General features: G+C 29.2%; 22 protein-coding genes. 21 read left to right on the forward strand and 1 reads right to left on the reverse strand.

Annotated features, from left to right (window positions below; translation table 11 throughout):
• Nucleotides 1–5 precede the first annotated feature (5 nt).
• Complete coding sequence (locus B3B03_RS15530) at nt 6–1496, reverse strand: aminotransferase class I/II-fold pyridoxal phosphate-dependent enzyme (protein WP_346848612.1); 1491 nt, start codon at nt 1494–1496, stop codon at nt 6–8.
• A 382-nt stretch (nt 1497–1878) separates the two neighbouring features.
• Between B3B03_RS15530 and B3B03_RS15535 the strand changes: the two genes are divergently transcribed.
• From B3B03_RS15535 to spoIIAB, 21 genes are all read left to right on the forward strand, one after another.
• Nucleotides 1879–2940 carry a tetratricopeptide repeat protein gene (locus B3B03_RS15535; protein ID WP_346848613.1) on the forward strand — a complete coding sequence of 354 codons (1062 nt, stop codon included), beginning with the start codon at nt 1879–1881 and terminating at the stop codon, nt 2938–2940.
• A 181-nt stretch (nt 2941–3121) separates the two neighbouring features.
• Nucleotides 3122–4963 (forward strand): nucleoside-diphosphate sugar epimerase/dehydratase, encoded by a 1842-nt coding sequence (locus B3B03_RS15540; protein ID WP_346848614.1) that lies wholly within the window; start codon nt 3122–3124, stop codon nt 4961–4963.
• A 51-nt stretch (nt 4964–5014) separates the two neighbouring features.
• Nucleotides 5015–6331: a nucleotide sugar dehydrogenase gene (locus B3B03_RS15545; protein ID WP_346848615.1), complete on the forward strand. Its 1317-nt coding sequence runs from the start codon at nt 5015–5017 to the stop codon at nt 6329–6331.
• 155 nt (nt 6332–6486) lie between these two features.
• Nucleotides 6487–7587, forward strand: coding sequence for a Gfo/Idh/MocA family oxidoreductase (locus tag B3B03_RS15550; protein WP_346848616.1), 1101 nt, complete (start codon nt 6487–6489; stop codon nt 7585–7587).
• 13 nt (nt 7588–7600) lie between these two features.
• Entirely contained in the window at nt 7601–8893 is a 1293-nt protein-coding gene (locus B3B03_RS15555) for a flippase (protein WP_346877772.1), read from the forward strand.
• A gap of 10 nt (nt 8894–8903) precedes the next feature.
• On the forward strand, nt 8904–9995 hold the full coding sequence (locus B3B03_RS15560; protein ID WP_346877773.1) for a leucine-rich repeat domain-containing protein: 1092 nt from the start codon (nt 8904–8906) through the stop codon (nt 9993–9995).
• A 14-nt stretch (nt 9996–10009) separates the two neighbouring features.
• The gene (locus B3B03_RS15565; protein ID WP_346877774.1) at nt 10010–11362 is read left to right on the forward strand and encodes an O-antigen polymerase; all 1353 of its coding nucleotides are present in this window, start codon (nt 10010–10012) and stop codon (nt 11360–11362) included.
• 26 nt (nt 11363–11388) lie between these two features.
• On the forward strand, nt 11389–12489 hold the full coding sequence (locus B3B03_RS15570; protein WP_346877775.1) for a glycosyltransferase: 1101 nt from the start codon (nt 11389–11391) through the stop codon (nt 12487–12489).
• Between the two features lie 20 nt (nt 12490–12509).
• Nucleotides 12510–13604 (forward strand): glycosyltransferase, encoded by a 1095-nt coding sequence (locus B3B03_RS15575; protein WP_346877776.1) that lies wholly within the window; start codon nt 12510–12512, stop codon nt 13602–13604.
• A 19-nt stretch (nt 13605–13623) separates the two neighbouring features.
• Nucleotides 13624–14676 (forward strand): non-hydrolyzing UDP-N-acetylglucosamine 2-epimerase, encoded by a 1053-nt coding sequence (gene wecB, locus B3B03_RS15580; RefSeq protein ID WP_346877777.1) that lies wholly within the window; start codon nt 13624–13626, stop codon nt 14674–14676.
• Between the two features lie 22 nt (nt 14677–14698).
• Nucleotides 14699–15919 carry a glycosyltransferase family 4 protein gene (locus tag B3B03_RS15585; RefSeq protein ID WP_346877778.1) on the forward strand — a complete coding sequence of 407 codons (1221 nt, stop codon included), beginning with the start codon at nt 14699–14701 and terminating at the stop codon, nt 15917–15919.
• A gap of 12 nt (nt 15920–15931) precedes the next feature.
• Nucleotides 15932–17101 (forward strand): DegT/DnrJ/EryC1/StrS aminotransferase family protein, encoded by a 1170-nt coding sequence (locus tag B3B03_RS15590; protein ID WP_346877779.1) that lies wholly within the window; start codon nt 15932–15934, stop codon nt 17099–17101.
• A 240-nt stretch (nt 17102–17341) separates the two neighbouring features.
• Entirely contained in the window at nt 17342–17995 is a 654-nt protein-coding gene (locus tag B3B03_RS15595) for an exopolysaccharide biosynthesis polyprenyl glycosylphosphotransferase (RefSeq protein ID WP_346877811.1), read from the forward strand.
• A gap of 183 nt (nt 17996–18178) precedes the next feature.
• A complete protein-coding gene (locus B3B03_RS15600) occupies nt 18179–19063 on the forward strand; it encodes a DMT family transporter (RefSeq protein ID WP_346877780.1) in 885 nt (294 codons plus the stop codon).
• 366 nt (nt 19064–19429) lie between these two features.
• Nucleotides 19430–20563: a glycosyltransferase gene (locus B3B03_RS15605; protein ID WP_346877781.1), complete on the forward strand. Its 1134-nt coding sequence runs from the start codon at nt 19430–19432 to the stop codon at nt 20561–20563.
• A gap of 310 nt (nt 20564–20873) precedes the next feature.
• Nucleotides 20874–22397 carry a histidine ammonia-lyase gene (gene hutH / locus B3B03_RS15610; RefSeq protein ID WP_346877782.1) on the forward strand — a complete coding sequence of 508 codons (1524 nt, stop codon included), beginning with the start codon at nt 20874–20876 and terminating at the stop codon, nt 22395–22397.
• A 116-nt stretch (nt 22398–22513) separates the two neighbouring features.
• Complete coding sequence (ftcD, locus tag B3B03_RS15615; protein WP_035134405.1) at nt 22514–23410, forward strand: glutamate formimidoyltransferase; 897 nt, start codon at nt 22514–22516, stop codon at nt 23408–23410.
• 22 nt (nt 23411–23432) lie between these two features.
• Entirely contained in the window at nt 23433–24689 is a 1257-nt protein-coding gene (gene hutI, locus B3B03_RS15620; protein WP_346848629.1) for an imidazolonepropionase, read from the forward strand.
• Nucleotides 24690–24706: 17 nt separating this feature from the next.
• Nucleotides 24707–25342 (forward strand): cyclodeaminase/cyclohydrolase family protein, encoded by a 636-nt coding sequence (locus B3B03_RS15625; protein WP_346848630.1) that lies wholly within the window; start codon nt 24707–24709, stop codon nt 25340–25342.
• Between the two features lie 410 nt (nt 25343–25752).
• The gene (gene spoIIAA / locus B3B03_RS15630; RefSeq protein ID WP_035134409.1) at nt 25753–26088 is read left to right on the forward strand and encodes an anti-sigma F factor antagonist; all 336 of its coding nucleotides are present in this window, start codon (nt 25753–25755) and stop codon (nt 26086–26088) included.
• Nucleotides 26089–26105: 17 nt separating this feature from the next.
• The gene (gene spoIIAB, locus B3B03_RS15635; protein WP_035134411.1) at nt 26106–26537 is read left to right on the forward strand and encodes an anti-sigma F factor; all 432 of its coding nucleotides are present in this window, start codon (nt 26106–26108) and stop codon (nt 26535–26537) included.
• The last annotated feature ends 2 nt before the right edge of the window (nt 26538–26539 follow it).

Here is a 26539-nt window from a genome sequence, read left to right on the forward strand (position 1 = left end):
ATTTATTATTCAACGTTAATAAATACTGCATCCTCATCTTTAACTACATTTATATACTCAACTTCAGGATCTTCAGTACCTTGAACATAAAGGCCAGTATCTTTTAGTTGTTGAACATAATCTACAATTTCTTGTGTGATTTTTTCTCCCGGGCATAGTACAGGTATTCCTGGTGGATAAGCCATTAGGAATTCACCACTAATCATGCCTACGCTATTTTTAATTCTAACAGAAGTTTTAACACTGTTGAAGGCTTCGTTAGGAATCTGTATTTGCTCAGGAATGGAAGGGATGTCTATGAAGTCTGCTTTAGCAGTACCCTTGCCATAATAGTCATCACTGATTTCTCTCAAAGCTCTTAAAAGTCTTTCCATGCCATCTTCAGTATCGCCAAAGGAACCTACAATAAGGACATTATATAAATCCGAAAGTTCCATTTGAATATGATACTTGTTTGTTAAAATCATATCCAAATCATAACCAGTTATACCTAAATCTCTACAAGTTATTGTAATTTTAGTTGGATCAAAGGCATATGCTCCAGGAACTCCTAAGATTTCTTCGCCAAAGCAATAGAAACCAGGGATTTTATTAACTTCATCTCTAACATAATTAGAAAGTTCTATTGTTTTATCTAGTAATTCTTCTCCACCCAATGCAATTTGTCTTCTAGCAGTATCTAATGAAGCCATTAGAATATAAGAAGGCGAAGTTGTATGCATTAAGTTTAAAACCTGTTTTACCCTTGGAATACTTACTCTTTTAGAGTTAACTTGAAGTAGAGATCCTTGAGTTAAAGCACCAATAATTTTATGAGTACTTTGAGCACAGATATCAGCACCAGCTTCCATGGCAGACATAGGTAAATTTTTATTAAAGTTTAAATGCGGTCCATGAGCCTCATCAACTATTAAAGGAATATCATATTCATGAACGATATCAGCAATTTGCTGAATGTCTGTAGATACACCATAATAAGTTGGATTGATTATAAGAACAGCTTTAGCATCCTTATTAGCTTCCAATGTAGTTCTTACTGTTTCAGGTGTAACTCCATTTGCAATTCCTATCTTTTTATCTAACTCAGGCTGCATATATACAGGGATAGCACCAGCTAAGATAATTCCTCCAGTAATGGATTTATGAACATTCCTAGGAATTATTATTTTGTCCCCAGCACCTACTACAGAAAGAATCATTGCTTGAATAGCGCCGGATGTTCCATGAACAGAGAAAAAGCATGCATCTGAACCGTAGGCATCAGCAGCTAATTCTTGAGCTTTTTTTATAGGACCTGTTGGATGATGATAACTATCTACTAGTTTAAAAACTGTAACGTCAATCTTAAACGGATTTTCGCCCATGAAGTTTTTAAAATCTATGTCTACTCCAACACCTTTTTTATGCCCAGGAACATGGAATGGAAGAGTGTCTCTATTCACATATTCCATTAAGGCATCAAATAATGGGGTTTCATTTTGGTTTAACTTATACAATTCCATACCCTCTTTCTAATTTATAAAGTATAGAGATATCAATAATATAATTTAATGACCTCCCTATAATAATTTTACTCCAAATATAATATTTATAAAGTTATAAAACAAATTTATTATAGAATAATATTAGTATCAATGCAATAAGATTTTAGTTTATAATTAAATATTTATAATGTTTTACTTATTATATGAGTTATAAGATTATAAATGTATAATAAAGCATATAAATTTTATGCGTTTATTAAATTGTGTTATATAAAAAATAAAAAAAATACGAAAATATTACTTTATACAAAAAACAGATGATTAAAAATAAAATAAATGGTAATATAGTTTAGTGGAATAAATTAAAAAATATAGAATAGTAAGAAGGTGCATTATGAGTAATGAAAATTATTTTTTAGAAAAACTTGAGAAAATGCTATTTCTTGAAATAAAAAAAGGTAGCAAAATAAATGAATATGTATTTAAAGATAATATATATCTACCAGTAAATTCAGATAAAATAGTTTCCAAAACTAAAGAAGGAGATGATTTATCTAATATTCCTGTTAATTTTTTTATAGAGGGAATTTTTTATGCACTAGGAGCAGATAAAAACTTTAAATTTAATCATGTATATAAGGAAATAATAGAATCCATTCCTAATAGCGTTAATTATATAAAAGGAAAAATATTTGAGAATATTAAAAATGAAAAGTATGAAGATGGATATATATTATTAAAAGGATTATTGGAAGTTGAAATTACAACAGATAATTTAAATAAAGCTTTTATTTTAATTGATGGAATGAGAAAAAATAATATTGTATTTAAAGAAGAGATTATTAAACTTATTGAAATTGGAAAAGAGATTAAGGATTATCCACAACCCTATTATTATTCAGCCTTAGTAAGTTATGAAGATAAAGATTTTGAAAAAGCTCATTTTAATATTAAACAATATATATCATTGGGAGGAAATGTAAGTGAAGAGGTTGAGGTATTAAAAGAGAATCTAGATATAATCAATTCTTTTGATAAGGGGAAAGAACTTGTATATGAAGAGCCAAAGAAAGCGTTAGAAGTATTATTACCACTAATAGATGTATTAGGGGATAGCGCTGAGATATTTTATTATATTGCAGTTTCTTATAGAATTTTACAAAACTATGAAAAAGCTATATACTATTTAAATGAAGCATTATCTATAGATAGTAACTATGTTCAGGTGTTTAATGAACTTGGGATAAACTATGCTTGCTTGAATGATTTCGAAACTGCAATTAAGTATTTAAGGAAAGTATTTGAGGTTACCAAATCTATAGAGGTATGCACTAATTTAATAATGTGTTATATAAATATTAAGGATTTTAATCAAGCAAAAATACATTTAGATATAGCTAAAAAATTAGATCCAGAGGATGAAATTGTAAAGGAACTTGAAGAAACATTAGGATAATCAAACGAAAAAGAATGTATCAATAGAATATAAATAATTAAATAATATTTTATGAATAACTTTGAATGCAATTGTGTTTACATGCAAAAAACAGTATAATAACTGTGATAAACTTTTGAAATTTGCATTTCAAAACATCTTGAAGTATTTGATTACCATAATTGATTTAGGAAGTGAAGTTATGAAAAAAGAAAATAAAAATATAGTTTTAGATGTAATTCTTGTCGCAATAAGTTTATATTTGGCTTTATTACTAAAATTTGATTTCAGGATACAACCTGATTATAGAGAGTTTTTTATATTATCAATAGTTCCAGTTGTAGCATTAACAATTATATTTAATATGATATTCAAACTATATAGTAATATTTGGAAATATGCATCTGTTGAGGAGTTACTATCGATAGTATATTCTATGACTGCTTCTAATATAGTATTTATAATCTATGGTTATTTTATAAGCCACACTATGTTAAAAAGTAGATTTTTTAGATTTCCAATAACTGTTCATATTATATTTTGGCTATTGAGCGTAATAAGCTTAGGTGGAGTTAGATTTTTATATAGAATCATGGAGAATAATGGAACAGATAAAGGATCGATTAACAAAAAAAAGAATTTGTTAATCATAGGTGCTGGAGATGCTGGAGCTATACTTATTAAAGAAATAAATAATAATAGTACTTTGCACTATAAAATTGTTGGGTTGATTGATGATAATATAAATAAGATAGGTAAGAGAATTCATGGAGTAAAGGTTGTAGGAGATAGAAATAAGATTATATCCTTTTGTAAGCAAAACAAAGTTGATGAAATAATGCTTGCGATGCCATCAGTGGATAAGAATACTAAGAAAGAAATTCTAGATATATGTAAACAGGTGACAAAAAATATTAAAACCATGCCAGGTATTTATAAAATTATTGATGATAGCATAAATGTAAATCATATGAGAGATGTGAACATTGATGATTTATTGGGAAGAGAATCGATAAAGCTAAAATCGGAGCATATAGAAAGATATATAAAAAATAAAACAATACTAGTTACTGGTGGTGGTGGAAGTATTGGGTCTGAAATTATTAGGCAAATAGCAAAATTCTCACCTAGAAAAATAATTATTCTGGATATATATGAGAATAATGCTTATGATTTAGAAATGGAATTTAACAGAAACTATCCAGAAATAAATAAACAAGTAATTATTGCTTCTGTAAGAGATATGATAAGAATAGATCAAATATTTGACGAGCACAAACCAGAAGTGGTATTCCATGCAGCAGCTCATAAGCATGTACCTTTAATGGAGGGAAATGCAGGGGATGCAATTAAAAATAATATTTTAGGTACATATAATGTAGCTAAATGCTGTAATAAATATAATGTTAAAAAGTTTGTTTTAATTAGTACAGATAAGGCAGTAAATCCAACTAATGTAATGGGAGCCACTAAAAGATTTTGTGAACTTATAATTCAAGCTTTTAATGAAGTTAGTAAAACAGATTATGTAGCAGTTAGATTTGGAAATGTTCTTGGAAGTAATGGTTCAGTAATACCACTATTTAAAAAGCAAATTGAAAAGGGTGGACCAGTAACTGTAACCCATCCAGAAATAACAAGGTTCTTTATGACTATTCCTGAGGCTGCTCAATTAGTTATTCAAGCTGGTGGTCTTGCAGATGGTGGAGAGATATTTGTATTAGATATGGGTAAACCGGTTAAAATGGTTGATTTAGCAAGAGATTTAATAACATTATCTGGATATAAGCCAGATGTAGATATTAAAATAGAATATGTGGGATTAAGACCAGGTGAAAAGTTGTATGAAGAGCTTTTAATGGATGAAGTAGCACTTACATCTACAGAGCATAATAAAATTTTTGTAGAAAAACCTAAAGATGCTACTATAGAATTTATTGAAGAAGCTATAAAACAGTTTAGAAATGTAGATAATATGACTAAAGAAGAAATAATAAAATTGCTTGAAGAAAAAGTTCCTACATATAAGAGAAAGAAAGACTAAGATATGTAACGAATTGTGTAATGTAATAAATTACTAATAGGAGGAACAATTATGAGTCAATTAAAGGAAGAATTATTATTAAAATTAAAGAATAAAACAGCTAAACTAGGTGTAGTAGGTCTTGGATATGTAGGACTTCCTCTAGCAGTAGAAAAAGCTAAGGCGGGATATGAAGTTATAGGATTTGATGTTCAAGATAAAAAAGTTGTTATGGTTAACAATGGAGAAAATTATATAGGTGATATAGTAGATAATGACTTATCAGCCCTTGTTAAAGCGGGTAAGCTAAAAGCAACTACGAATTTTAGCTTCATAGAAGAAGTAGATACAGTATGTATAGCTGTACCAACACCTCTTGATCTTTATAAACAGCCGGACTTATCCTATGTAGTTAACTCAACAAAAGATGTAGCAAAATACTTAAAGCGAGGAATGCTTATAATTCTTGAGAGCACAACCTATCCTGGAACAACGGATGAAGTTATAAAACCAATTCTTGAAGAAAGTGGATTAAAATGTGGAGAGGATTTCTTTTTAGCATTTTCACCAGAAAGAGTAGATCCCGGTAATAAGGAATATAACACTAAAAATACACCTAAGGTTGTAGGTGGATGTACACCAGAGTGCACTGAGGTTGCAGGAACTTTATACAGATGTGTATTGGATGGAGAAATTATGGAGGTATCGTCACCAGCAGTAGCTGAGATGGAAAAAATTCTTGAAAATACCTTTAGAAATATAAATATAGCCTTAGCTAATGAAATGGCAATATTGTGTAAGAGGATGGGAATTGACGTTTGGGAAGTTATTGAAGCTGCAAAAACTAAGCCTTATGGATTTATGCCATTCTATCCAGGTCCAGGTCTTGGTGGTCACTGTATACCACTAGATCCATTCTACTTGGAATGGAAGGCAAAAGAGTATGATTATCATACAAAACTTATAGAGACTTCAGGTATAATTAATGATTCTATGCCAGAATTTGTAGTTGAGAACGTGATGAAGCTTTTAAACGGACATAAAAAGGCGTTAAATGGTGCAAAAGTACTTGTTATGGGTGCAGCATATAAAAAAGATATAGATGATATGAGAGAGTCACCAACATTGAAAGTCCTTGAGATATTAAACAAAAATGGTGCGGACATAATGATTAATGATCCATATATTCCGTCTTTTAAACATAAAGGTATTGAATATATATCAGTAGATTGGGAAAAAGAAATTGATAATGCTGATATAGTAATCATCACTACAGATCACAGTTGTTACGACTATGAATTGATGGTTGAAAAGGCTAAGATCCTTTATGATACAAGAAATGCGACAAAGGATGTTAAAAAAAATAGAGATAAAATAAATAAACTTTAATATATTAAGTGTATTAGATACAGCACTACAATGTCTTTTGTGCTGTATCTAATAATTATGAATAAAAATTTAATAGATAATATTGGTAATAATTAACCATATTTAAAGGGTTCGAGTTTAGTCTTAATCCCTAAAATATATTAGGAGGAATTGGTATGAAATTATTTAATGTAGCTGTTATTGGATGTGGAAGGATATCCTATAAGGGAATAGAAGCAGTGGTTAATAACAAGGAAAGGCTACAGTTGGTATCAACTTGTGACCCTATAGAAGAAAAAGCTATTGCAAAGAAAAATGAATATATTGACAAGTTAGGTAAGGAAGTTAAAGTTAATATATATAAAGATTATAAAGAAATGTTAGAAAAAGAAGATATAGATATAGTGTATATAGCAACTGAAAGTGGATATCATCCAGAAATTGCTATAAATTGTATGAAAAAACATATTCATGTTATAGTTGAAAAACCAATGGCGTTATCAATTAAAGATGCTGATGAAATGATAGCTTGTGCTAAAGAAAATAATGTTAAATTATGTGTATCACATCAAAATAGATTTAATACTGCTATTCAAAAACTAAGAAGTGAAGTTGAAGCAAATAATTTTGGTAAGATGGTTAATGGTACAGCAAGAATACTTTGGAATAGAAACATGGGATATTATGAGCAAGCTCCTTGGAGAGGGACTTATGAACTTGATGGTGGAACATTAATGAATCAATGTATCCATAATATAGATTTACTACAATGGATGATGTGCTCAGATGTTGATACAGTATATGCTCAATGTGATACTTTCTTAAGAGATATTGATGCAGAAGATTTTGGAGCTATATTAATAAGGTTTAAAAATGGTGCCATAGGGATAATAGAAGGAAGTGCTTGTGTGTATCCTACAAATTTAGAGGAAACATTAAGTATTTTTGGGGAAAAGGCAGCTGTTTGCATAGGAGGCCTTGCAGTAAATAAAATTGAAACTTGGAGAATTGAAGGTTCAGAAGAAAGTGAGGAGAAAGTTTTGGCAGCACAAGAAGCAGATCCAGATAGTGTTTATGGATTTGGACATACTTTATTATTTAAAGATGTAGTAGACTCTATCATAGAAGATAGACAGCCACTGGTAAGTGGAGAAGAGGCTAAAAAACCTCTAGAAATAATATTAGCTGCTTACAAGTCTACAGCAACTGGAATGCCTGTTAAGTTTCCATTAGGCGATTTTTCTACTATGGATATGAAGGAAATGAAAAATAAGTAAGTGAGGGTTCACTGTGGGATATAAAAAGAATATAGCAAGTAACTTTGTTACTCAAATAATTACGTCAGTTTTGGCCTTTATAGTGAGCATTATAGTTTCTAGAGTGCTAGGAGCAGAAGGAAAAGGTGAGGTGGCATACTTTCTATTGTTTTTTACAACAATAGGACAGTATGGTCACTTTGGAATAACTTATGCTACACCATATTTTAGTAAGAAGACACAGTATAGTAGTGAGGAAGTTTTTAATAATAATTTTTCTTACATAATGCTAATGTGTGTTATACAATCAAGTTTTGTGATTGTAGCAAAGACTTTTGGATTAATTTTTGAAGAATATAGTTATTTAACTTTATTTCTTGGAATATTAATTTTAGCATTTACTATGATAGCTGAATTTTTATCAACGGTATATATAGGTAATGAAAGAATTATTGAAGTAAATAAAATTACTTTAGCGTCTAATATAATAAAAATAGCATTAACTATAATATTATGGCTTGCAGAATTATTAAATATATATACTTATTTGTTAGTTTTATCTTTACCAGTTATATTTAATTCAATACTATTAATGAGAAAATCAAAACAAAAGTATAAATTTGAAATAAATAAAGTCTTAATGAGTAAGGAGTTTAAATTTGGAATAAACATATATCTAGCAACCTTATTTATTTTCATGAATTATAAAATTGACCAATTTTTTATAAAGTTTATGTTAGGAACATCTGAATTAGGAGTTTATAGTGTATCGGTATCTCTAGCAGAACTTCTATTTTTAATTCCTGGTAGTGTAGCAAGTGCAATTTTGGGAAGATTATATAATATGAAAAACGATACTCCGGAAGAAAGGGCTAGACTTACTAGTAATACTATAAAAGTTACTTTTTATGTAACATTCCTTATTATGATAATAGGTATTCTATGTACGCCTATTATTCCAGTTTTATACGGGAAACAGTATATGGGTGCTATAGTACCTACAATTATATTATTTGTAGGAATTTTATTTGCATCAATAGGAAAAATTTCGTCATCATACTTCCAAAGTTCTGGAGAGCCAAAAGTACACTTATATATAACCTTTTCAGTATTTGCTATAAATATTGTTTTTAATGCAGTGTTGATACCACTTGTTGGTATAAATGGTGCTGCTATTGCTTCAAGTATTTCATACTTTGCATATGGAATAATATATGTAATTATCTTTATTAGAAAAGAAAAGTTTACATTTGAAGGATTATTCCTATTTAGTGATAGTGATAAAGAGATGATTAGACAAGTAAAACGCAGAGTTTTAAAAAGATAATGGAGGGAACATGAAAAAATATTTAAACTATATTAAGAACAATAAAAAAATAGCTACTATAGGGATAGCTATAATAGCTTTAGCTGTAATATGTATATTTGTAGGGATTAAAGTTAGTCTTAATAATAAAGAAAATGCTGAGAAATATAAAGGTGATAAGGGTGTATTCTTTGAAGATAAGAATTTTGAGAAAGCCATAAGAAAAGAAATAAATAAATATATAGGAAAAATATATGAAAGTGATTTAGCAAAAGTTAAGGCTTTAAATTTAAGTGAAAAGAAAATAGAAAGTATTGAGGGAATACAATATTGTATTTCTCTTACTGATTTAAATTTAAGTAAAAATAAAGTCACTAGCATAGAACAACTAAATGAGCTGACATATCTTAAAATATTAAATTTAAGCTCTAATCAAATAGAAGATATAATTCCATTATCAAACCTTAAAAATTTATTAGATTTAGATTTATCAACTAATAATATTCGTAATATTGAGCCTTTAGGTAAAGTTAAAGGTGTAGTATCTTTAAATATAGCGAAAAATAATATAAGTAAGATAGATTCATTGGTGAATCTTAAAAACCTAAAAATTTTGAATTTGGCTAATAATAGAATTACTAAAGTAGATGATTTAGTTAAGATGACAGAATTAGTAAACCTGGACATTTCTAATAACTCAATTATGAACTTAAAAGGAATTGAGGATCTGCTTTATCTTAATGAACTTAAGGCTAATGGAAATGGAATAGAGGAGATAAATAGTCTTAAGAACATTGAATATTTACAGATTTTAGAGTTATCTAACAATAATTTAAGCAATTTAAGTTTTATTAAAGATAATATAAATCTTCAAAATCTAATTGTATCCTATAATGACATTTCAGATTTAAATGATATAAGTAAGTTAGATAACTTAGAAAAGTTGGGAATAAGGTATACTAGTATAGAAAATGTGGAGTTATTAGCAAAGCTACCAAGTTTAAATGAATTATATATAGATGATAGAATTGATAGAACACCACTATTGGATATGAAGACTAGATTTAAAAATGCTGATACAAAAACTAAAGAGTTTTTTATAAATAATATATACAATAAGTAAAGGAAGAAAAGTTTATGGCTTTAAAAATATTAATAGTTGCATTAGGATTAACATTAAGTACTTACTTGTTCAAAAAAGCAGCAGGAACATTAAGTGTAAGAAAATTAAATTTAATATCCTATACATTTTATTTATTTATACTTCAAACATATATTGGTACTAGTTTAGTATTTCTTGGAGACAGAGAACATTATACTATTACATATATTTTAAATAATGATACCATACCTAGAACATTTTTTTATGTACTGTTAACAGCTGTACTACTTCCTTTAATTATAATTTTTCTGTACAAATTATTAAAAGTAGATATCAATTATATATATAGTGAGTATTTAAGTAAAGAAACTAATGTAGATAATGAGCAAATAGTATTTTACATAGTATTAGGGATTTCAAGTATTTCTATAATATTAATGATTATGTTATTTGTAAAGATAGGATATGCACCATTGTTAAAGATGGTTTTTGCTGAGCCAGGGTTTAACTTTAAAACAGCTAGAATAAACATATCTAACGTTACAATAATACATGAATATGTGAAAAACATACTTATACTTTCTTTAATACCTGTATTTTCATATATATCTTTTGTATATGTCTATACTACTAAAAATAAAAGATGGATAGTGCTATTTGGAGTCTTATTTATATGTTCACTATTTACTAAAACGTATAATTTTGCAAAGACGCCAGTTATATTTTATTTGTTCACATTTGTAATAATATATATTATGTTAAATGATGGTATAAGGAGACATTTGTTATATGTGATAGTAGGGTGTTTGGGTGGAGTGATTTTTTTACTTTACAAAGTTATGGGATATGCATTAGAATTTTCTATACACACTGGTCCTATAAGTAGAGTAATATTTACACAAGCAGGAACCCTTATGTATCATTTTGATTTCTTTCCTCAGCATTTTCCATTCTTAATGGGAAGAAGTTTATCTGGTACAATAATTAAGGTATTAAGTTCAGATTTGACGCCTCTAAGGTCTGCCAAAGTAATTATGGCTTTTTATGGTTCAAGAAGTGTATATGAAGGTACTGCTGGAGTAATGAATGCACTTTTTATTGGAGAAGCTTATGCAAACTTTGGTGCAATTGGATTGCTTTTAAGTATAGTATATATATCTTTATTGTTTGGAATGATATACTATTTGTTTACTAAAAAATTTCGTAAAACGGCTCTTAATGTAGCTTTATTTGGAATTTTAACTAGTGAATTAGCAAGTATAACACAAGGTGGTTTTTTTGATTTTATATATAGTGCAAATATAATAATAATAGTTTTATTATTTATATTTGTTAATTATTTAAGTAAGTTTTTAGAAAAGAAGATAAATAAGGGATATAAAGGGTAAGAGTTCATTAGAAAGTAGGATATAAAATGAAGAAATGTATTGTATATTTTCCTTTTAAAATTCATGAAGAGCATCCGAGCGCTTCTAATCTACGACCAATAAAAATAGTAAAAGGGTTTAAAGAGTTAGGGTATGAGGTTGAAGTTATAAAGGGGTATGCTGCTGAACGTAAAAATACTATAAAAAAACTTGAAAATAAAATAGAGAACGGTGAGAAGTTTGATTTTATTTACATGGAAAGCTCAACAGAACCAACACTTCTTACAGAATCACACCACATACCAATTCATCCTTTTTTTGATTTCAAATTTCTTAAATTTTGTCGAAAAAGAGGAATTAAGGTAGGATTATTTTATAGGGATATTCATTGGAGATTCAGTCAATACAAAAATACTGTTTCAACACCTAAAAGGGCAATAGCATATACATTTTACTATTATGATTTATTAAAATATAAGAGTTCTATAGATGTTTTATATTTGCCATCCCTAAGAATGGAAAAATATATACCTATAAAACTAAATAAACCTATTTTAGAATTACCATCTGGGTGTGAATTTATAGAAGCTACAGGACAATTAGATATATCAAAAGATAAATTTTCTATCCTATATGTTGGAGGTCTTAATAGGGAGCTTTATAATATCGAAGAAATGGTTAAAGCTGTAGCTAATAATGAAAGATTTACTTTAACTATCTGCTGTAGGCAAGAAGAATGGGAAGCTAATAAAGGGTACTACTATGAATATTTAAATGATAGAATAAAAATCATACATGAAAGTGGTAATGAACTAGATAAAATTGCGATTAGTGCGGATATGTTTTCTTTAATAGTTGAGCCTACAAGTTATTGGGAATTTGCAATACCAATGAAATTATTTTCTTATATTTCTTACGGTAAACCAATTTTAGGAGTAAGTAATACCGCGTGTGGTGAATTTATTGAGAAGAACAATATAGGATATACTACTAAATATAATGAAGAGAATATTGAAAATATATTAAAATATGTAGAAAAAAATTATAGCAAAGATTATGATAGAATGAAACTAGCAATGAGTGAAGCCTTTGAAAATAATACTTGGGAAAAAAGGGCTTATGCTGTGGTAAGAAGCCTACATAAATAGTAGATATAAGAGGTGAAAAAATGAAGATTTGTTATTTATCTGATGCAAATAGTATACATACAAAAAAGTGGTGTGAATTTTTTAAGACTAAGGGATATGATATACATGTAATTTCATTAAATGATGGTGAAATAGATGGAGTTACTGTACATAGTCTAAAAATACAATTAGATAATGTTAGAAATGGAAGTTTTATGAATAAGATTCAATATCTTACGTATACAGGGAAGGTTAAAGCTTTAGTTAATGAAATAAAACCAGATATACTGCATGCACACTATGCAACTAGTTATGCGTTTTTAGCTGGAGCTACTAATTTTCATCCTTACGTTATTTCTGTTTGGGGAAGTGATGTTTATGATTTTCCAAAACAGAATATATTATGTAGAAAATTTGTTGAGCGAAACTTATCTAAAGCAGATGTATTGCTATCTACAAGTAAAGTAATGGCTGAGGAAACCAAGAAATATACTAATAAATCTATAGAAATAACTCCATTCGGTGTAGATATTAATTTATTTAAACCTAATGAAAATAAATATGATAATAGAGAAGAGATAGTAATCGGAACAATTAAAGCTTTAGAGGCTAAATATGGAATTGAATATTTGGTAAGAGCTTTCGGTAATTTAGCGAAAAAGTATGATAATATTTACCTGGAAATAGGGGGAATAGGATCTCAAAAGGAATATTTAGATAACCTATGTAAAAAATTAAATATAGAGAGTAGAGTTGAATTTTTAGGATTTATAACTCCAGAAGAAGTAGTGCAGTCATTTAATAGATTTGATATTGCAGTATTTCCATCTACTTTAGATAGTGAAAGTTTTGGGGTAGCTGCTGTAGAAGCTCAAGCTTGTGGAACCCCAACTATAGTATCCAATGTAGGTGGGTTACCAGAAGCGACATGCCCTGGAAAAAGTAGTATTGTAATTCCTAAGGAAGATACTATTGCCCTTGAGAAAGCTATAGAAAAGTTAATTACAGATGAGGAACTAAGAATTTCTATGGGAAAATACGGAAGACAATTTGTTGTTAATAATTACAATGTTAAAGATAATTTTAATAAGGTAGAGGTTATATATAAAGAATTGTTAAATAGTCAACATAAGTAAGCTAAAAGGAGTATAAATTATGAAAATAATAACAGTTATTGGAGCTAGACCTCAATTTATTAAAGCTGCGGCAGTATCTAATAAGTTAAGAGAAAAACATGAAGAAATATTAGTTCATACAGGGCAACATTACGATGAAAATATGTCAAAAATATTTTTTGATGAATTAAACATACCTTACCCTAATTATAACCTTTCAGTTGGATCTGGAGGACATGGAAAGCAAACTGGAGAGATGATGACAAAGCTAGAGGAAATATGTGTTAAAGAAAATCCCGACATGATTTTAGTATATGGTGATACAAATTCTACTTTGGCCGGAGCATTAGTTGCAAGTAAAATGTTAATTCCTGTAGTTCATGTTGAAGCAGGACTTAGGAGCTTTAATAAAGCTATGCCAGAAGAACAGAATAGAATACTTACAGACCATATATCATCCAAATTGTTTGCACCTACGGAAACAGCTATTAGAAACTTAAAAAATGAAGGTATAGTAGAGAATGTATATAATGTGGGAGATGTAATGTTTGATGCAGTTCTTCATTTTGGTGAGATTGCTAAGAAAAACAGTACAATAATTGAAAGATTGAATTTAAGGGACAAAGAATTTATATTAACTACAATACATAGAGCTGAAAATACTAATAATATTTCAAGATTAAAAAATATAATAGAAGCCCTTAATGCCAGTGAGAAGACTATAGTACTTCCATTGCATCCAAGAACTAAAAAGTATATGAGCGATTATAACTTAGAATTTGGTGACAATATAATAGTAATTGACCCAATAGGATATCTAGATATGCTTGCATTAGAAAGTAACTGTGTAAAAATAGTAACTGATAGCGGTGGAGTACAAAAAGAAGCTTTCTTTATGAAAAAACCATGTATAACTATGAGAGATGAAACTGAATGGGTGGAGACTATAGAAAATGATTGGAATAGAATTGTTGGAACAGATAAAGAAAAGATACTAGATGCTATAGTTAATTTTATACCAAGCCAACCACAAATGGATATATTTGGAGATGGTAAATCATCTGAAAAGATTTGTAGCATTATAAAAAAATAAGATTGGTAAAGAGGGAATTCTAATGAAGATATTATTTTTAACTCAGTATTGTCCTCCAGAAGTAGGAGCTCCTCAGAATAGGATTTTTGAGTTTGCCAAACAATTAAAGAAATTTGGTCATGAGGTTACGATATTGACTGCTATGCCGAACTATCCAAGAGGAGAAATATTTGAAGAATATAGGGGCAAGAAGATAGTTAAAGAAACTATTGATGGAATAGATATAGTGAGAACAGGAATTTATGCTACTAAAAGTAAGGATTTTGTAAAGAGACTTAGAAATTATTTATCATTTACTTGGAGTAGTGTATTTAGTGGAGCAAAGCATATAGAAAAGCAAGATGTGATAATAACAGAATCACCACCATTATTTTTAGGCTGGTCAGGATATGTTCTATCAAAGATGAAAAAAGCTAAGTTTATATTCAATGTATCAGATCTATGGCCAGAGTCAGCAGTAAAATTAGGTGTTTTAAATAATAAAGCTATGATTAGAGCATCCACGTGGCTAGAAGAATTTTGTTATAGAAAGGCTGCAGCGGTTACAGGTCAAACTAAAGGAATTGTTGATAATATAGTTTCTAGAGGGTTTGATAAAAATAAAGTTCATATCATAACAAATGGTGTCGATACAGAATTCTTCAAAAAAGAAAATAGGTCGGAAGAATTTAGAGAGAGTATAGGAATAAAAAATAAATTTGCAGTTGTTTATGCAGGAATTCATGGAATTGCTCAAGGACTTGAAGTATTAGTCGATGCCGCTGAAATCATAAAAGAAGAAAAGGAAATACAAATTGTATTTATAGGAGAAGGTCCAGAGAAGCCAATGCTTATGAATAAAGTTAAAGAAAAGAAGCTTGAAAATGTTAGTTTTTTACCTATGCAAGATAAAAAAGATATGCCAAAGATTATAGCTTCAATGGATGCAACTGTAGTACCATTAAAAAAATTAGATATATTTAAAGGTGCACTACCATCAAAGATGTTTGAAAACTTAGCTTCAGAAATACCTATTGTATTAGCTGTTGAAGGTGAGGCAGAAAATTTAATTAATGATGCACAAGCTGGGATTGTGGTTGAACCTGAAAATTCAAAGGAAATTGCAAAAGCAATTTTAAAGCTACATAAAAATAAAGAACTAAGAGAAGACCTAGGAAAAAATGGAAGAAGTTATGTTATGAATAATTTTTCTAGAGAAGCGATTGCAAGAAAACTAGAAAATATATTACTAGACTTAAAGTAAGGAGGAATTAATATGGTTAGAAAAAGAGAAACATTTTTACCTTATTCAGTACCACTAATTGATGATGATGACATAAATGAAGTAGTAGAAACATTAAAATCAGGATGGGTAGCTAAGGGGCCTAGAACTATTGAATTTGAGAAGAGATTCGCAGAATATACAGGTGCAAAATATGCTATCGCTATGAATTCAGCTACTGCTGCATTACATATTGCTTTAATAGCTGGAGGAGTTAAACCAGGAGATGAAGTTATAACAACTCCAATTACTTTTGCAGCTACAGCCAACACTATAATTCATGTAGGTGCTAAACCTGTATTTGTAGATATAGATCCAAATACATTTTGTATAGATGCAAATAAAATAGAAGAGAAAATAACAGATAAAACTAAAGCTATAGTTCCGGTGCATTATACAGGTCATGCTTGTAATATGGACAAAATAAGAGCTATTGCTGAAAAATATGACCTTTTTGTATCTGAGGATGCAGCGCATGCCATTGATACTTACTATAAAGGTGATTTAATAGGAAAAAAAGGCGACTGTGCATCCTTTAGTTTCTATGCAACTAAAAATATATGTACAGGTGAAGGCGGAATGCTTACTACTAATAGAGAAGATATAGCTGAAAAAGCAAGGATTATATCAACTCATGGGATGAGTAAAGCTGCATGGAATAGATATGGAAAAGGTGGAACTTGGAGATATGATATAGAATATCCAGGGCATAAGTACAATATGTTTGATATTCAAGCTGCTCTGGCTAAAACACAAATGAATAAATTAGATTTCATGCAAGATAGAAGAAAAGAGATTGTAAAAAAATATGAAGAGGCGTTCTCTAATCTAGATGGAATTAAACTTCCACCAGAAGCAGAGTATACTACTCACTCATGGCACCTTTATGTAATAAGATTGGAATTAGATAAACTTACAATTGATAGGGATGAATTTATAGAACTTATGGCGGAAGCTAATATAGGCACTAGCGTTCACTTTATACCTGTACATTTAATGAGTTATTATAGAGAAACCTATGGATATAAAGAAGGTGATTTACCAATTGCTGAAAATTACTTTGACACTATAGTTTCATTGCCATTATATCCTAAGATGACAGATGAAGATGTTCAAGATGTAATTAATGTAGTTACAGATATTATAAAAGAGAATCACAAATAAATATATTTAATATAGTATTGAGTATATCTAAATTTAAGGACTTAGTTCTTTTAAGTAGGATTAAGTTCTTAAATTATAAATCTTTAAAAATAATTAAAATTGTATGAAATATGAGCTTTAATATCTATAATCTATAATATATATTGACATAATATAAATTAATAAATTCATAATAATTAAAAAATATTTTTTTTATCAAATAAATGATATAATAGTTTTGTGTTCGTACAAGGAGGAATTATTTTGGAGAACAATATAGTAATAGATGTAAAGGAAAAAATCGAAAATAAGCGATTTCAGTTTTTTGTGAAAAGGGTTTTTGATATTATATTGTCACTTATAGGAATAATAATATTGTTGCCTATATATTTAATTATCGCTATTGCGATAAAATTAGATAGTAAAGGCCCAGTGTTATTTAAACAAGTTAGAGTAGGGAAGAATAGAAAAGATTTTGTTATATATAAATTTAGAACTATGGTAGTATCAGCTGAAAGTAAAAGGGAATTACAGATAGACCCAAGTAATATGGATAATTTTGTATTTCAAAGTAAAAGCGATAATAGAGTTACAAAGGTTGGCAGCTTTTTAAGAAATACTAGCCTTGATGAGATACCTCAATTATTTAATGTTTTGTTTGGTGACATGAGCCTGGTTGGGCCTAGACCTGAAATACCTGATGTTGTAAAGTATTATCCAGAAAATTATTACCAAAGATTACTAGTATTACCTGGAATAACAGGTCTTGCACAAGTCAGTGGAAGAGGCGAGATAGAATTGGGAAAAACCATTTATTATGATTTAACCTATATAAGTAATTTTTCAATATGGAATGATATAAAAATATTATTTACTACTGTTTTTAAAGTATTTAAGAGAGATGGCGCTTTTTAAGAGAGAATTAGTAAAATAAAGGTATTAGAGCTAGGGTTATAGATAAAAATATGCAGTTATAAATAATAATAGCACGAACACAAATATAAATAGTAGTAGCTATAAATATAAAATTAATTTCTTATATTCCTTTCATGGTACAGAATTTTAGCATGTACTATGAGTTAGGAGGGGGGAAAAAATATGGACAAGAGTAATGAAAAAATAAAAGGAATTTTTTACATTACCATAGCATCGATAGCTTTTGGGGTAATGCCAATATTAGCTAAATTAGCATATAAAGGTGGAGCAAATCCAATAAGTACTTTGGCATTAAGATTTACTTTTGCATCAATAATACTTTATATATATATAAAAAATAAAAATCTTTCACTTAAATTAAATAAGGAACAAATAAAGCTTATATTGTTTTTAGGAGTAGTAGGATATTCAATGACATCCATACTATTATTTTTAGCCTACAATTATATAGATGTAGGTATAGCAGGAATGATACTACATACATATCCTTTAATGGTTATGATCTTATCTATAGTAATATATAAAGAAAAGTTTAAGATGAAAAAATTTCTCTATTTAATTATAACTACTATAGGTGTATTTATAATGTTGGATGTCAATGTTGGAAATGTTAATAATATAGGTGTGATACTAGTTTTATTATCTGCTCTTTGCTATGCAATATATGTCATTGGAGCTTCTAATGAGAAACTTAAAAATATAAATAGCTTTGTTATAACCTTTTATATATCTATAATTTCTGCAGTTGTTGGAAGTGGTACAGGAGTCATAACTAGTAGCTTTAATAGCACTATAAATTTTTATGGAATTATATCTATATTACTAATTGCATTTATATCTACTGTGGTTGCTTTGATGGCATTTTTAAGAGGAGTAAAACTCATAGGACCAACAAACTCAGCAATCTTTGGCGCTTTAGAGCCTATAGTATCTTTAGTTTTAGGTGTAATTGTTTTAGGGGAAGCCATATCTATTAAGATAATTATAGGTAGTGTTATTATTATATTAGCTATGATTGAGCTAGCTAAGGATACTGTTAGAAATTAAGAGTTACTTTATCAAAATGATTGGATCACTTTGATAAGGTGATTTTTTGTAATTATGGATTCATAAATAGATAGAAATTTGTCGCATATATGAGTTATAATTATATAGTACGATATATAAGATTCAATAAATAGATTTTATCAATGCTACTTAATATAGTTAGATTAAAGATTAATACAGGTATAGAAACTTAATTGAAATTATTATATGTAGAATAAAGAGTAACATATACTAGTGGATTATAGTATGGTGGATTTTATATAAATTAAGAATAGTATAGAATTAAAATAAATAAATATTTCTCTGAAATTTTACTTTAGAAGACTAATAGATTTAATTCTATTATATAGAATAAAGGAGTTTTATATGAATGTATTGATATTACCAGCGTGGTATCCAAATAAAAAAGATTATGTTGGAGGTATATTTATAAAAGAACAGGTTAAAGCTCTTAAAAGTGTTGGTATTAATCCAATAGTATATTATCCTTTTGATAATGAAATTTTACCTAATGATTTAAGGTTAAATATAGAAGATACAATTAAGGTATACAGGGCTAATACAGATTATATGAAAAATAGTAAATTATCTAAATTTAATAGCTTTAAAAATTCCATTAGAGATCTAAAAAAAATAGTTAAAGATAATAGTATTGATTTAATTCATGCACATGTTGGATATCCAGCAGGTGTTATAGCATATTTACATTATCTTACGAATAAAAGCATACCATATATTTTAACGGAGCATAGATCAAATACAAGGGAATTTGCTGCTAGGTTCTATAATGGAATTCTAAAAAGAGTATACTTAAACGCTAAGAGTGTCATAACTGTTAGTGAATTTTTAAAAAAAGAACTTGAAAATTTAGAATATGTTTTTAATGGTAAGGTTATAGGAAATGTAGTAGATATTCCTAAAGAAAAAGTTGTTTATAATCCTATAAAAGAAAAGGTGACTATACTTTTTATTGGAAGTATGAAGGAAAATGAAGTTAAAGGAATAAAATATCTTATTCCAGCACTAGCTAGATTTATTAAAAATATATCTCTTAAGGTTAATGTTTTATTTATAGGAGAAGGCACATATAAAGAGAGCTATGAGAATCTTGCTCAGAATTTTGGAATAAAGGATAATTGTACTTTTATTGGAAGTATACCAAATGAAAGTGTTGGAGAATATATAAAAAGAAGTAATTTTGTAATATCATCTAGTATAAAGGAAACTTTTGGAGCAGTCCTCATTGAGAGTATGAGTTATGGAAGACCAGTTCTTGCTACCAAGTGTGGCGGACCTCAAGAATTTGTTAATGAATTCAATGGTATATTGGTAGAAAAAGAAAGCGTAGATGAGTTATATTATGGAGTGAATAAAATGGTAAAAAATTATTCTCAATTTTCTAGTGAAGATATAAAGAAATATGTAGAGGATAATTATTCATTAAATGTTATAGGTGAAAAATTGAAAAAAGAGTATGAAGTAATATTAAAATCTATATAAAATTATTTTATTATAAATATAAGTAGATTAACTAAGTATATAATGTATATGAAAATTTAGGAGTTACTGTATCAGAGTGATTTAAATATCAATGTGGTACAGTATTTTTATTGCTAAAATATTAGAAGTAATCATCCATGTATGAGATTTATATAAATTTATCATAAGGATGATAATGCTCCTTTAGTAAGTTAAAATGATAATACATTAAAAATATTCATAATATTCAGACGTAACAATTAAAAGGTTATTTTGATTTTATAAAGAATAGTAATTATATAGGAAAGTATATTGTAAAGGGGAGATATTAATGAATAAAGTAATAATCAATGGAAATGACTTAAGACTTGAAGATATAGTAAATGTGGCTAGAAATAATTATCAAGTTGAGCTTAGTGAAGAAGCCATAAAAAGAGTAGAAAAATCTAGAGAAATTGTAGATAAAATTGTTGAAGAAGATAGAATAGTCTACGGAATAACTACAGGGTTTGGAAAATTTTCTGATGTATCTATATCAGGTGAAGATTGCAAAACTCTTCAAAGAAATTTAATTATATCTCATGCTTGTGGCTTTGGAAACAGCCTTGATACAGATATAGTGAGAACAATAATTTTGCTTAGAGCTAATGCTTTATCCAAAGGATATTCAGGAATAAGATTATCAACACTACAAACCTTGGTGGCTATGCTAAATAAGGGAGTTCATCCAGTAATACCAGAGAAAGGGTCTTTAGGAGCATCCGGTGATTTAGCACCATTATCTCATATGGTATTACCAATGTTAGGAGAAGGAGAAGCTGAGTATCAGGGTAAAATAATAAGTGGTAGAGAAGCTATGAATAAAGCTGGTATAGAAGTAGTTCAATTAATAGCTAAAGAAGGTCTTGCATTAATTAACGGTACTCAAGTTATGACTGCTGTTGGAGCTTTGGCTTTATGGGATGGAATAAACTTAATTAAGAGTGGCGATATAGCTGCTGCATTAACAGTAGAAGCACTAAGAGGAATAAGAGATGCGTTTGATTTAAGAACTCATAACATACGTCCTCATGAAGGGCAAATTGAAACAGCAAAGAACATATTAGCTTTAGTAGATGGAAGTTCTCTTGTGACATCTCAAGGGGAAATTAGAGTACAGGATGCATATACTTTAAGATGTATACCACAAATTCATGGAGCTTCTAAGGATGCATTAAATTATGCAAAACATAAAGTAGAAATAGAGATTAATTCAGTAACAGATAATCCAATAGTAACAGAGGAAGGAGACGTTATTTCAGGAGGAAACTTCCATGGTCAACCTATGGCATTAACTTTTGACTTCTTAGGTATAGCTATGAGTGAAATTGCCAATGTATCTGAAAGAAGACTTGAAAGATTAATTAACTATCAATTAAATGATCTTCCAGCTTTTCTTGTTAAACATGGTGGCCTAAATTCTGGATTTATGATAACTCAATATGCAGCAGCAGCTTTAGTTTCTGAAAATAAAATCCTTGCTCATCCTGCTAGTGTTGATTCAATACCTTCTTCTGCAAACCAAGAAGATCATGTTAGCATGGGTACAATAGCAGCTAGAAAGGCAAGGGATATAATAAGAAATGCAGAGAGAGTCGTAGCTACTGAAATTTTAGCTGCATGTCAAGCTATCGATTTTAGAGAGGATTATACTTTAGGTAAAGGAACTAAGGTTGCCTATGAATCAGTTAGAAACGTAGTTAACTTTATAGAAAATGATGTAGTTATGTATAAAGAGATAGATAAGGTTACAGATCTTCTTCGTAGTGGAGAACTAGCTAATAAAGTTGAAGAAGTAGTTAAGGTTAATTATTAATGCAACCCTAAAGACTTTAAAGAATTAGTATATTATAATTTAAAAATAAAAAGTGATACCAATATCTATAAATACAGGTATTGGTATCAACTACAAATAAATAGGAGGAGTTAATTATGGCAAGAATAGTAGAATGTATACCTAACTTTAGTGAAGGTAGAGACAAGGAAAAAATTGAAGCTATAGTAAATGTATTTAGAGGAGTAGAGGGAGTAAAGTTACTAGACTATTCTAGTGATGCAGACCATAATAGATCTGTTGTTACTGTGGTAGGAGAACCAGAAGCTCTAGAGAAAGCGATAATAAATATGGCAGAAAAGGTTTATGAAAATATAGATATGAGTGCTCATACAGGAGCTCATCCAAGAATGGGTGCTCTAGATGTAGTTCCATTTGTACCTATCGATGGAATTACCATGGAAGAGTGCGTAGAAATAGCTAATAGAGTTGGTAAAGTAATTGCAGAAAGATTTAATATTCCAGTATATTTATATGAAAAAGCTGCTACAGCTTCACATAGAGAAAATTTAGCAACGGTAAGAAAAGGTCAATATGAAGGCTTCTTTGAAAAAATAAAAGAAGATAAATGGGCACCAGACTATGGTCCAAAAGAAGTTAATGTTAAGGGTGGATGCGTTGCTATTGCTGCAAGACAACCTTTAGTAGCCTTCAATGTAAATTTAGGAACAGACAATTTACAAATAGCAGATACTATTGCTAAGACAGTTAGACATTTAGGTGGTGGATTAAGATTTGCAAAGGCTATGGGAGTAATGCTTGAAGATAGAAATATAGCACAAGTATCTATGAACTTAGTAAACTATGAAAAAACAGCAGTATACAGAGCTTTTGAAATGGTTAAGATGGAAGCAAAACGCTATGGAGTACCAGTAGTTGGTAGTGAAGTTATAGGACTTGTACCAATGGCTGCTTTAATCAATAGTGCTGAGTACTATCTTCAAATAGAGAATTTCTCCATGGATCAAATACTAGAAAGAAGAATAAGCGAATAAAATAGCTTAGGAGTTGAAAGACATGTCTATATTAATTAGGAATATTGATTGCTTGGTTACCTGTGAAGGTAGCCATAGAAAAAAAGGCAAGGAAATGAATGATGCCAATATCATAGAAAATGGTTTTGTATTTATAGAAGACGATATAATATCTGCTGTAGGAAAAGATGAGGAATATAAATCCTATATAGATGAAGATACCATAATTATTAGTGGTAAAGGCAAAACAGTTACACCGGGACTTGTAGATCCCCATACTCATTTAGTTTATAGTGGAAGTCGTGAAAATGAATTACCTCTAAAATTAAATAAGGTAGGATATATTGAAATCCTAAATATGGGTGGAGGAATATTAAGTACCGTAGAAAACACTAGAAAAGCATCTCTAGATGAATTAGTAGCAGAAGCTAAAAGTAGACTTAATATAATGTTAAATCACGGTACAACTACTGTAGAGAGTAAATCAGGCTATGGTTTAGACTTAGAGACCGAGAAAAAAATATTAGAAGTAAATAAAAGATTAGATAAGACTCATCCAATAGATGTGGTATCTACTTTTATGGGAGCCCATGCTATTCCTAAGGAATATAAAGGTGATAGAGAAGGTTTTATAAAACTTATAATGGAAGAAATGATACCAGGTATAGCAAAAGAAAATTTAGCAGAATTTATAGATTGCTTCTGTGAAGAAGGAGTATTCACTACTGAGGAATGTAGAAAAATCCTTGAAAAGGGTAGGGAATATGGAATGAAACTCAAGCTTCATGGTGATGAAGTTGAATCTGTTAAGGGAGCAGAGCTTGCAGGAGAGTTGAAATGTATTTCAGCAGAGCATTTAATAGCAGCTTCGGATGAAGGAATAAAGGCTTTAAGTGAAAATGATGTGGTAGCGGTATTATTACCATCTACAGCTTTCTATTTAATGCTTGGTAAGTTTGCAAGAGCAAGAGATATGATCGATAATAACGTGGCCGTTGCACTTGCTACAGATTGTAACCCAGGAACATCTCCTACTGAATCCATGCAAAATGTTATGACCTTTGCATGTTTCGGAATGAGAATGCTTCCTAATGAGATAATCAATGCTATGACTATAAATGCAGCTTGTGCTATTAATAGAGAAAAATCTGTAGGTTCTATAGAAAAAGGTAAAAAGGCCGATATAGCTATATTTAATAGCAAAAACTTAAATTATCTAGTTTATCACTTTGGAATAAATTCTATAGACAAGGTAATAAAAAATGGTAAGATAGTTGTAGATAGAGAAAAAAATAAGTAATTACAGGAGGAATATTTATGTTAGATACAAAAACTGTGAGAGAGTTTATTGGAGAATTAGGTTCAAATTCACCAGCTCCAGGTGGTGGAAGTGTAGCAGCTCTTTGTGCATCATTATCTAGTGCATTATCATCAATGGTTTTTAACTTAACTGTAGGCAAAAAAGCTTATGAAGCATTAAATGAGGAAGAAAAAGCATTAGTAAATAAATATTTAGAAGTATCAGGAAGAGAAAAGGATGAATTCTTAGACCTTATGAATGAAGATACAGAAGCTTTCAATGAACTTATGGCTGCATTTAAAATGCCTAAGGATACTGATGAAGAAAAAGCTGCTAGAAGTAGTAAAATACAATTAGGGTATAAGGCAGCAACACAAGTACCATTAAAAGTAGCAAGAAGATCCTATGAAATTTATGAAGGAATTCTTGTATGCGTTAAATATGGTAATAAAAACGCTATTTCTGATGGTGGTGTAGCAGCATTATTGGCTCAAAGTGCTATAGAAGGAGCAATTTTAAATGTAAAAATAAATCTTTCTTCTATAAAGGATGAAGCTTATACAGAGGAAATTAGAAGTGAATTAAAAAAATTAAGTGAAGATGGTATGAAAAAGCAAAAAGAGATATTAGCTATTGTAAATCAACATATGTAGCTTAAGATAATTACAAACACTATATAAAAGAGAATGTCTCAGGGAAGAATATCCATTGAGTGCATTCTCTTTTTTAATAAGATTATATTTATAAATATAGTTATAAATATGAAGAACTCACTAAATAATTTTTAAATTAATAAGATACAGAGAAGCGATACCACTAATTTTTATTACGCTAAGTTGCTAAGTTTTAAATCAATATTATTTGTGCAAATATGAAAATTATGCTTAAATGTAAAATAATGAAGGCGATGAATGTAAAAATATGTTGACAAGTAAATATTTTTGTATTAAATTTCTCAAATAAATTTTGGAAAAAACTGTAACGGATTAACAATATAGTGTATAATTAGTGTATGTTCTAAATGTAAAAATTTATGAATATAATATAGGTTGGAGGGAAGCGTATGTTACTTAGGTTTGAACCATTAGATGACAAAATCGTAGTTACACTTCAAGGAGAACTTGATCATCACAGTGCAGAAGAAGTTAGAACTAGGATTGATGATATTTTAGATAAAGATGGATATAAGGCTTTAATTTTCAATTTTTCTGGTGTGAATTTTATGGATAGTTCAGGAATTGGAGCAGTAATAGGAAGATATAAGAAGATGTCCTTAAGGGGTGGCAAGGTGTGCTTAACAAATGTTACACCTACAGTTAAGAGAATATTTGAACTTTCAGGTATGTTTAAAATAATTTCAATGTATGAAAATGTTGAAGAAGCACTAAGGAACATTTAGTGGGAGGAATTAATGATATGGAAAATAAAATCAAAGTTGAATTTAGTAGTTTATCTAAAAATGAAAGCTTTGCAAGAGTTGTAATAGCAGCTTTTGCTGCGCAGTTAGATCCTACATTAGACGAGCTTAGTGATATAAAAACTGCAGTATCAGAAGCAGTTACCAATGCAATTATTCATGGCTATGGCAATGAAAGTGAAGGTAACTTTGTAAAATTAGAGGCTACAATTATTGAGAATGAGTTTACAGTAAAAGTAATAGATAATGGTGCGGGAATAGATAATGTAGATATGGCAATGCAACCTCTATATACATCTAGACCTGACCTAGAGAGATCAGGAATGGGCTTCACAGTTATGGAAACTTTTATGGATAGCCTAATAGTAGAATCTGTAAAGGGTGAGGGAACAACTGTAACAATGAAAAAAGCTTTCAACACTGTAAGATAGGT

Origin of the sequence: Clostridium sp. UBA5712 (assembly GCF_002419845.1) — a bacterium.
GTDB classification, from domain to species: domain Bacteria; phylum Bacillota; class Clostridia; order Clostridiales; family Clostridiaceae; genus Clostridium_J; species Clostridium_J sulfidigenes.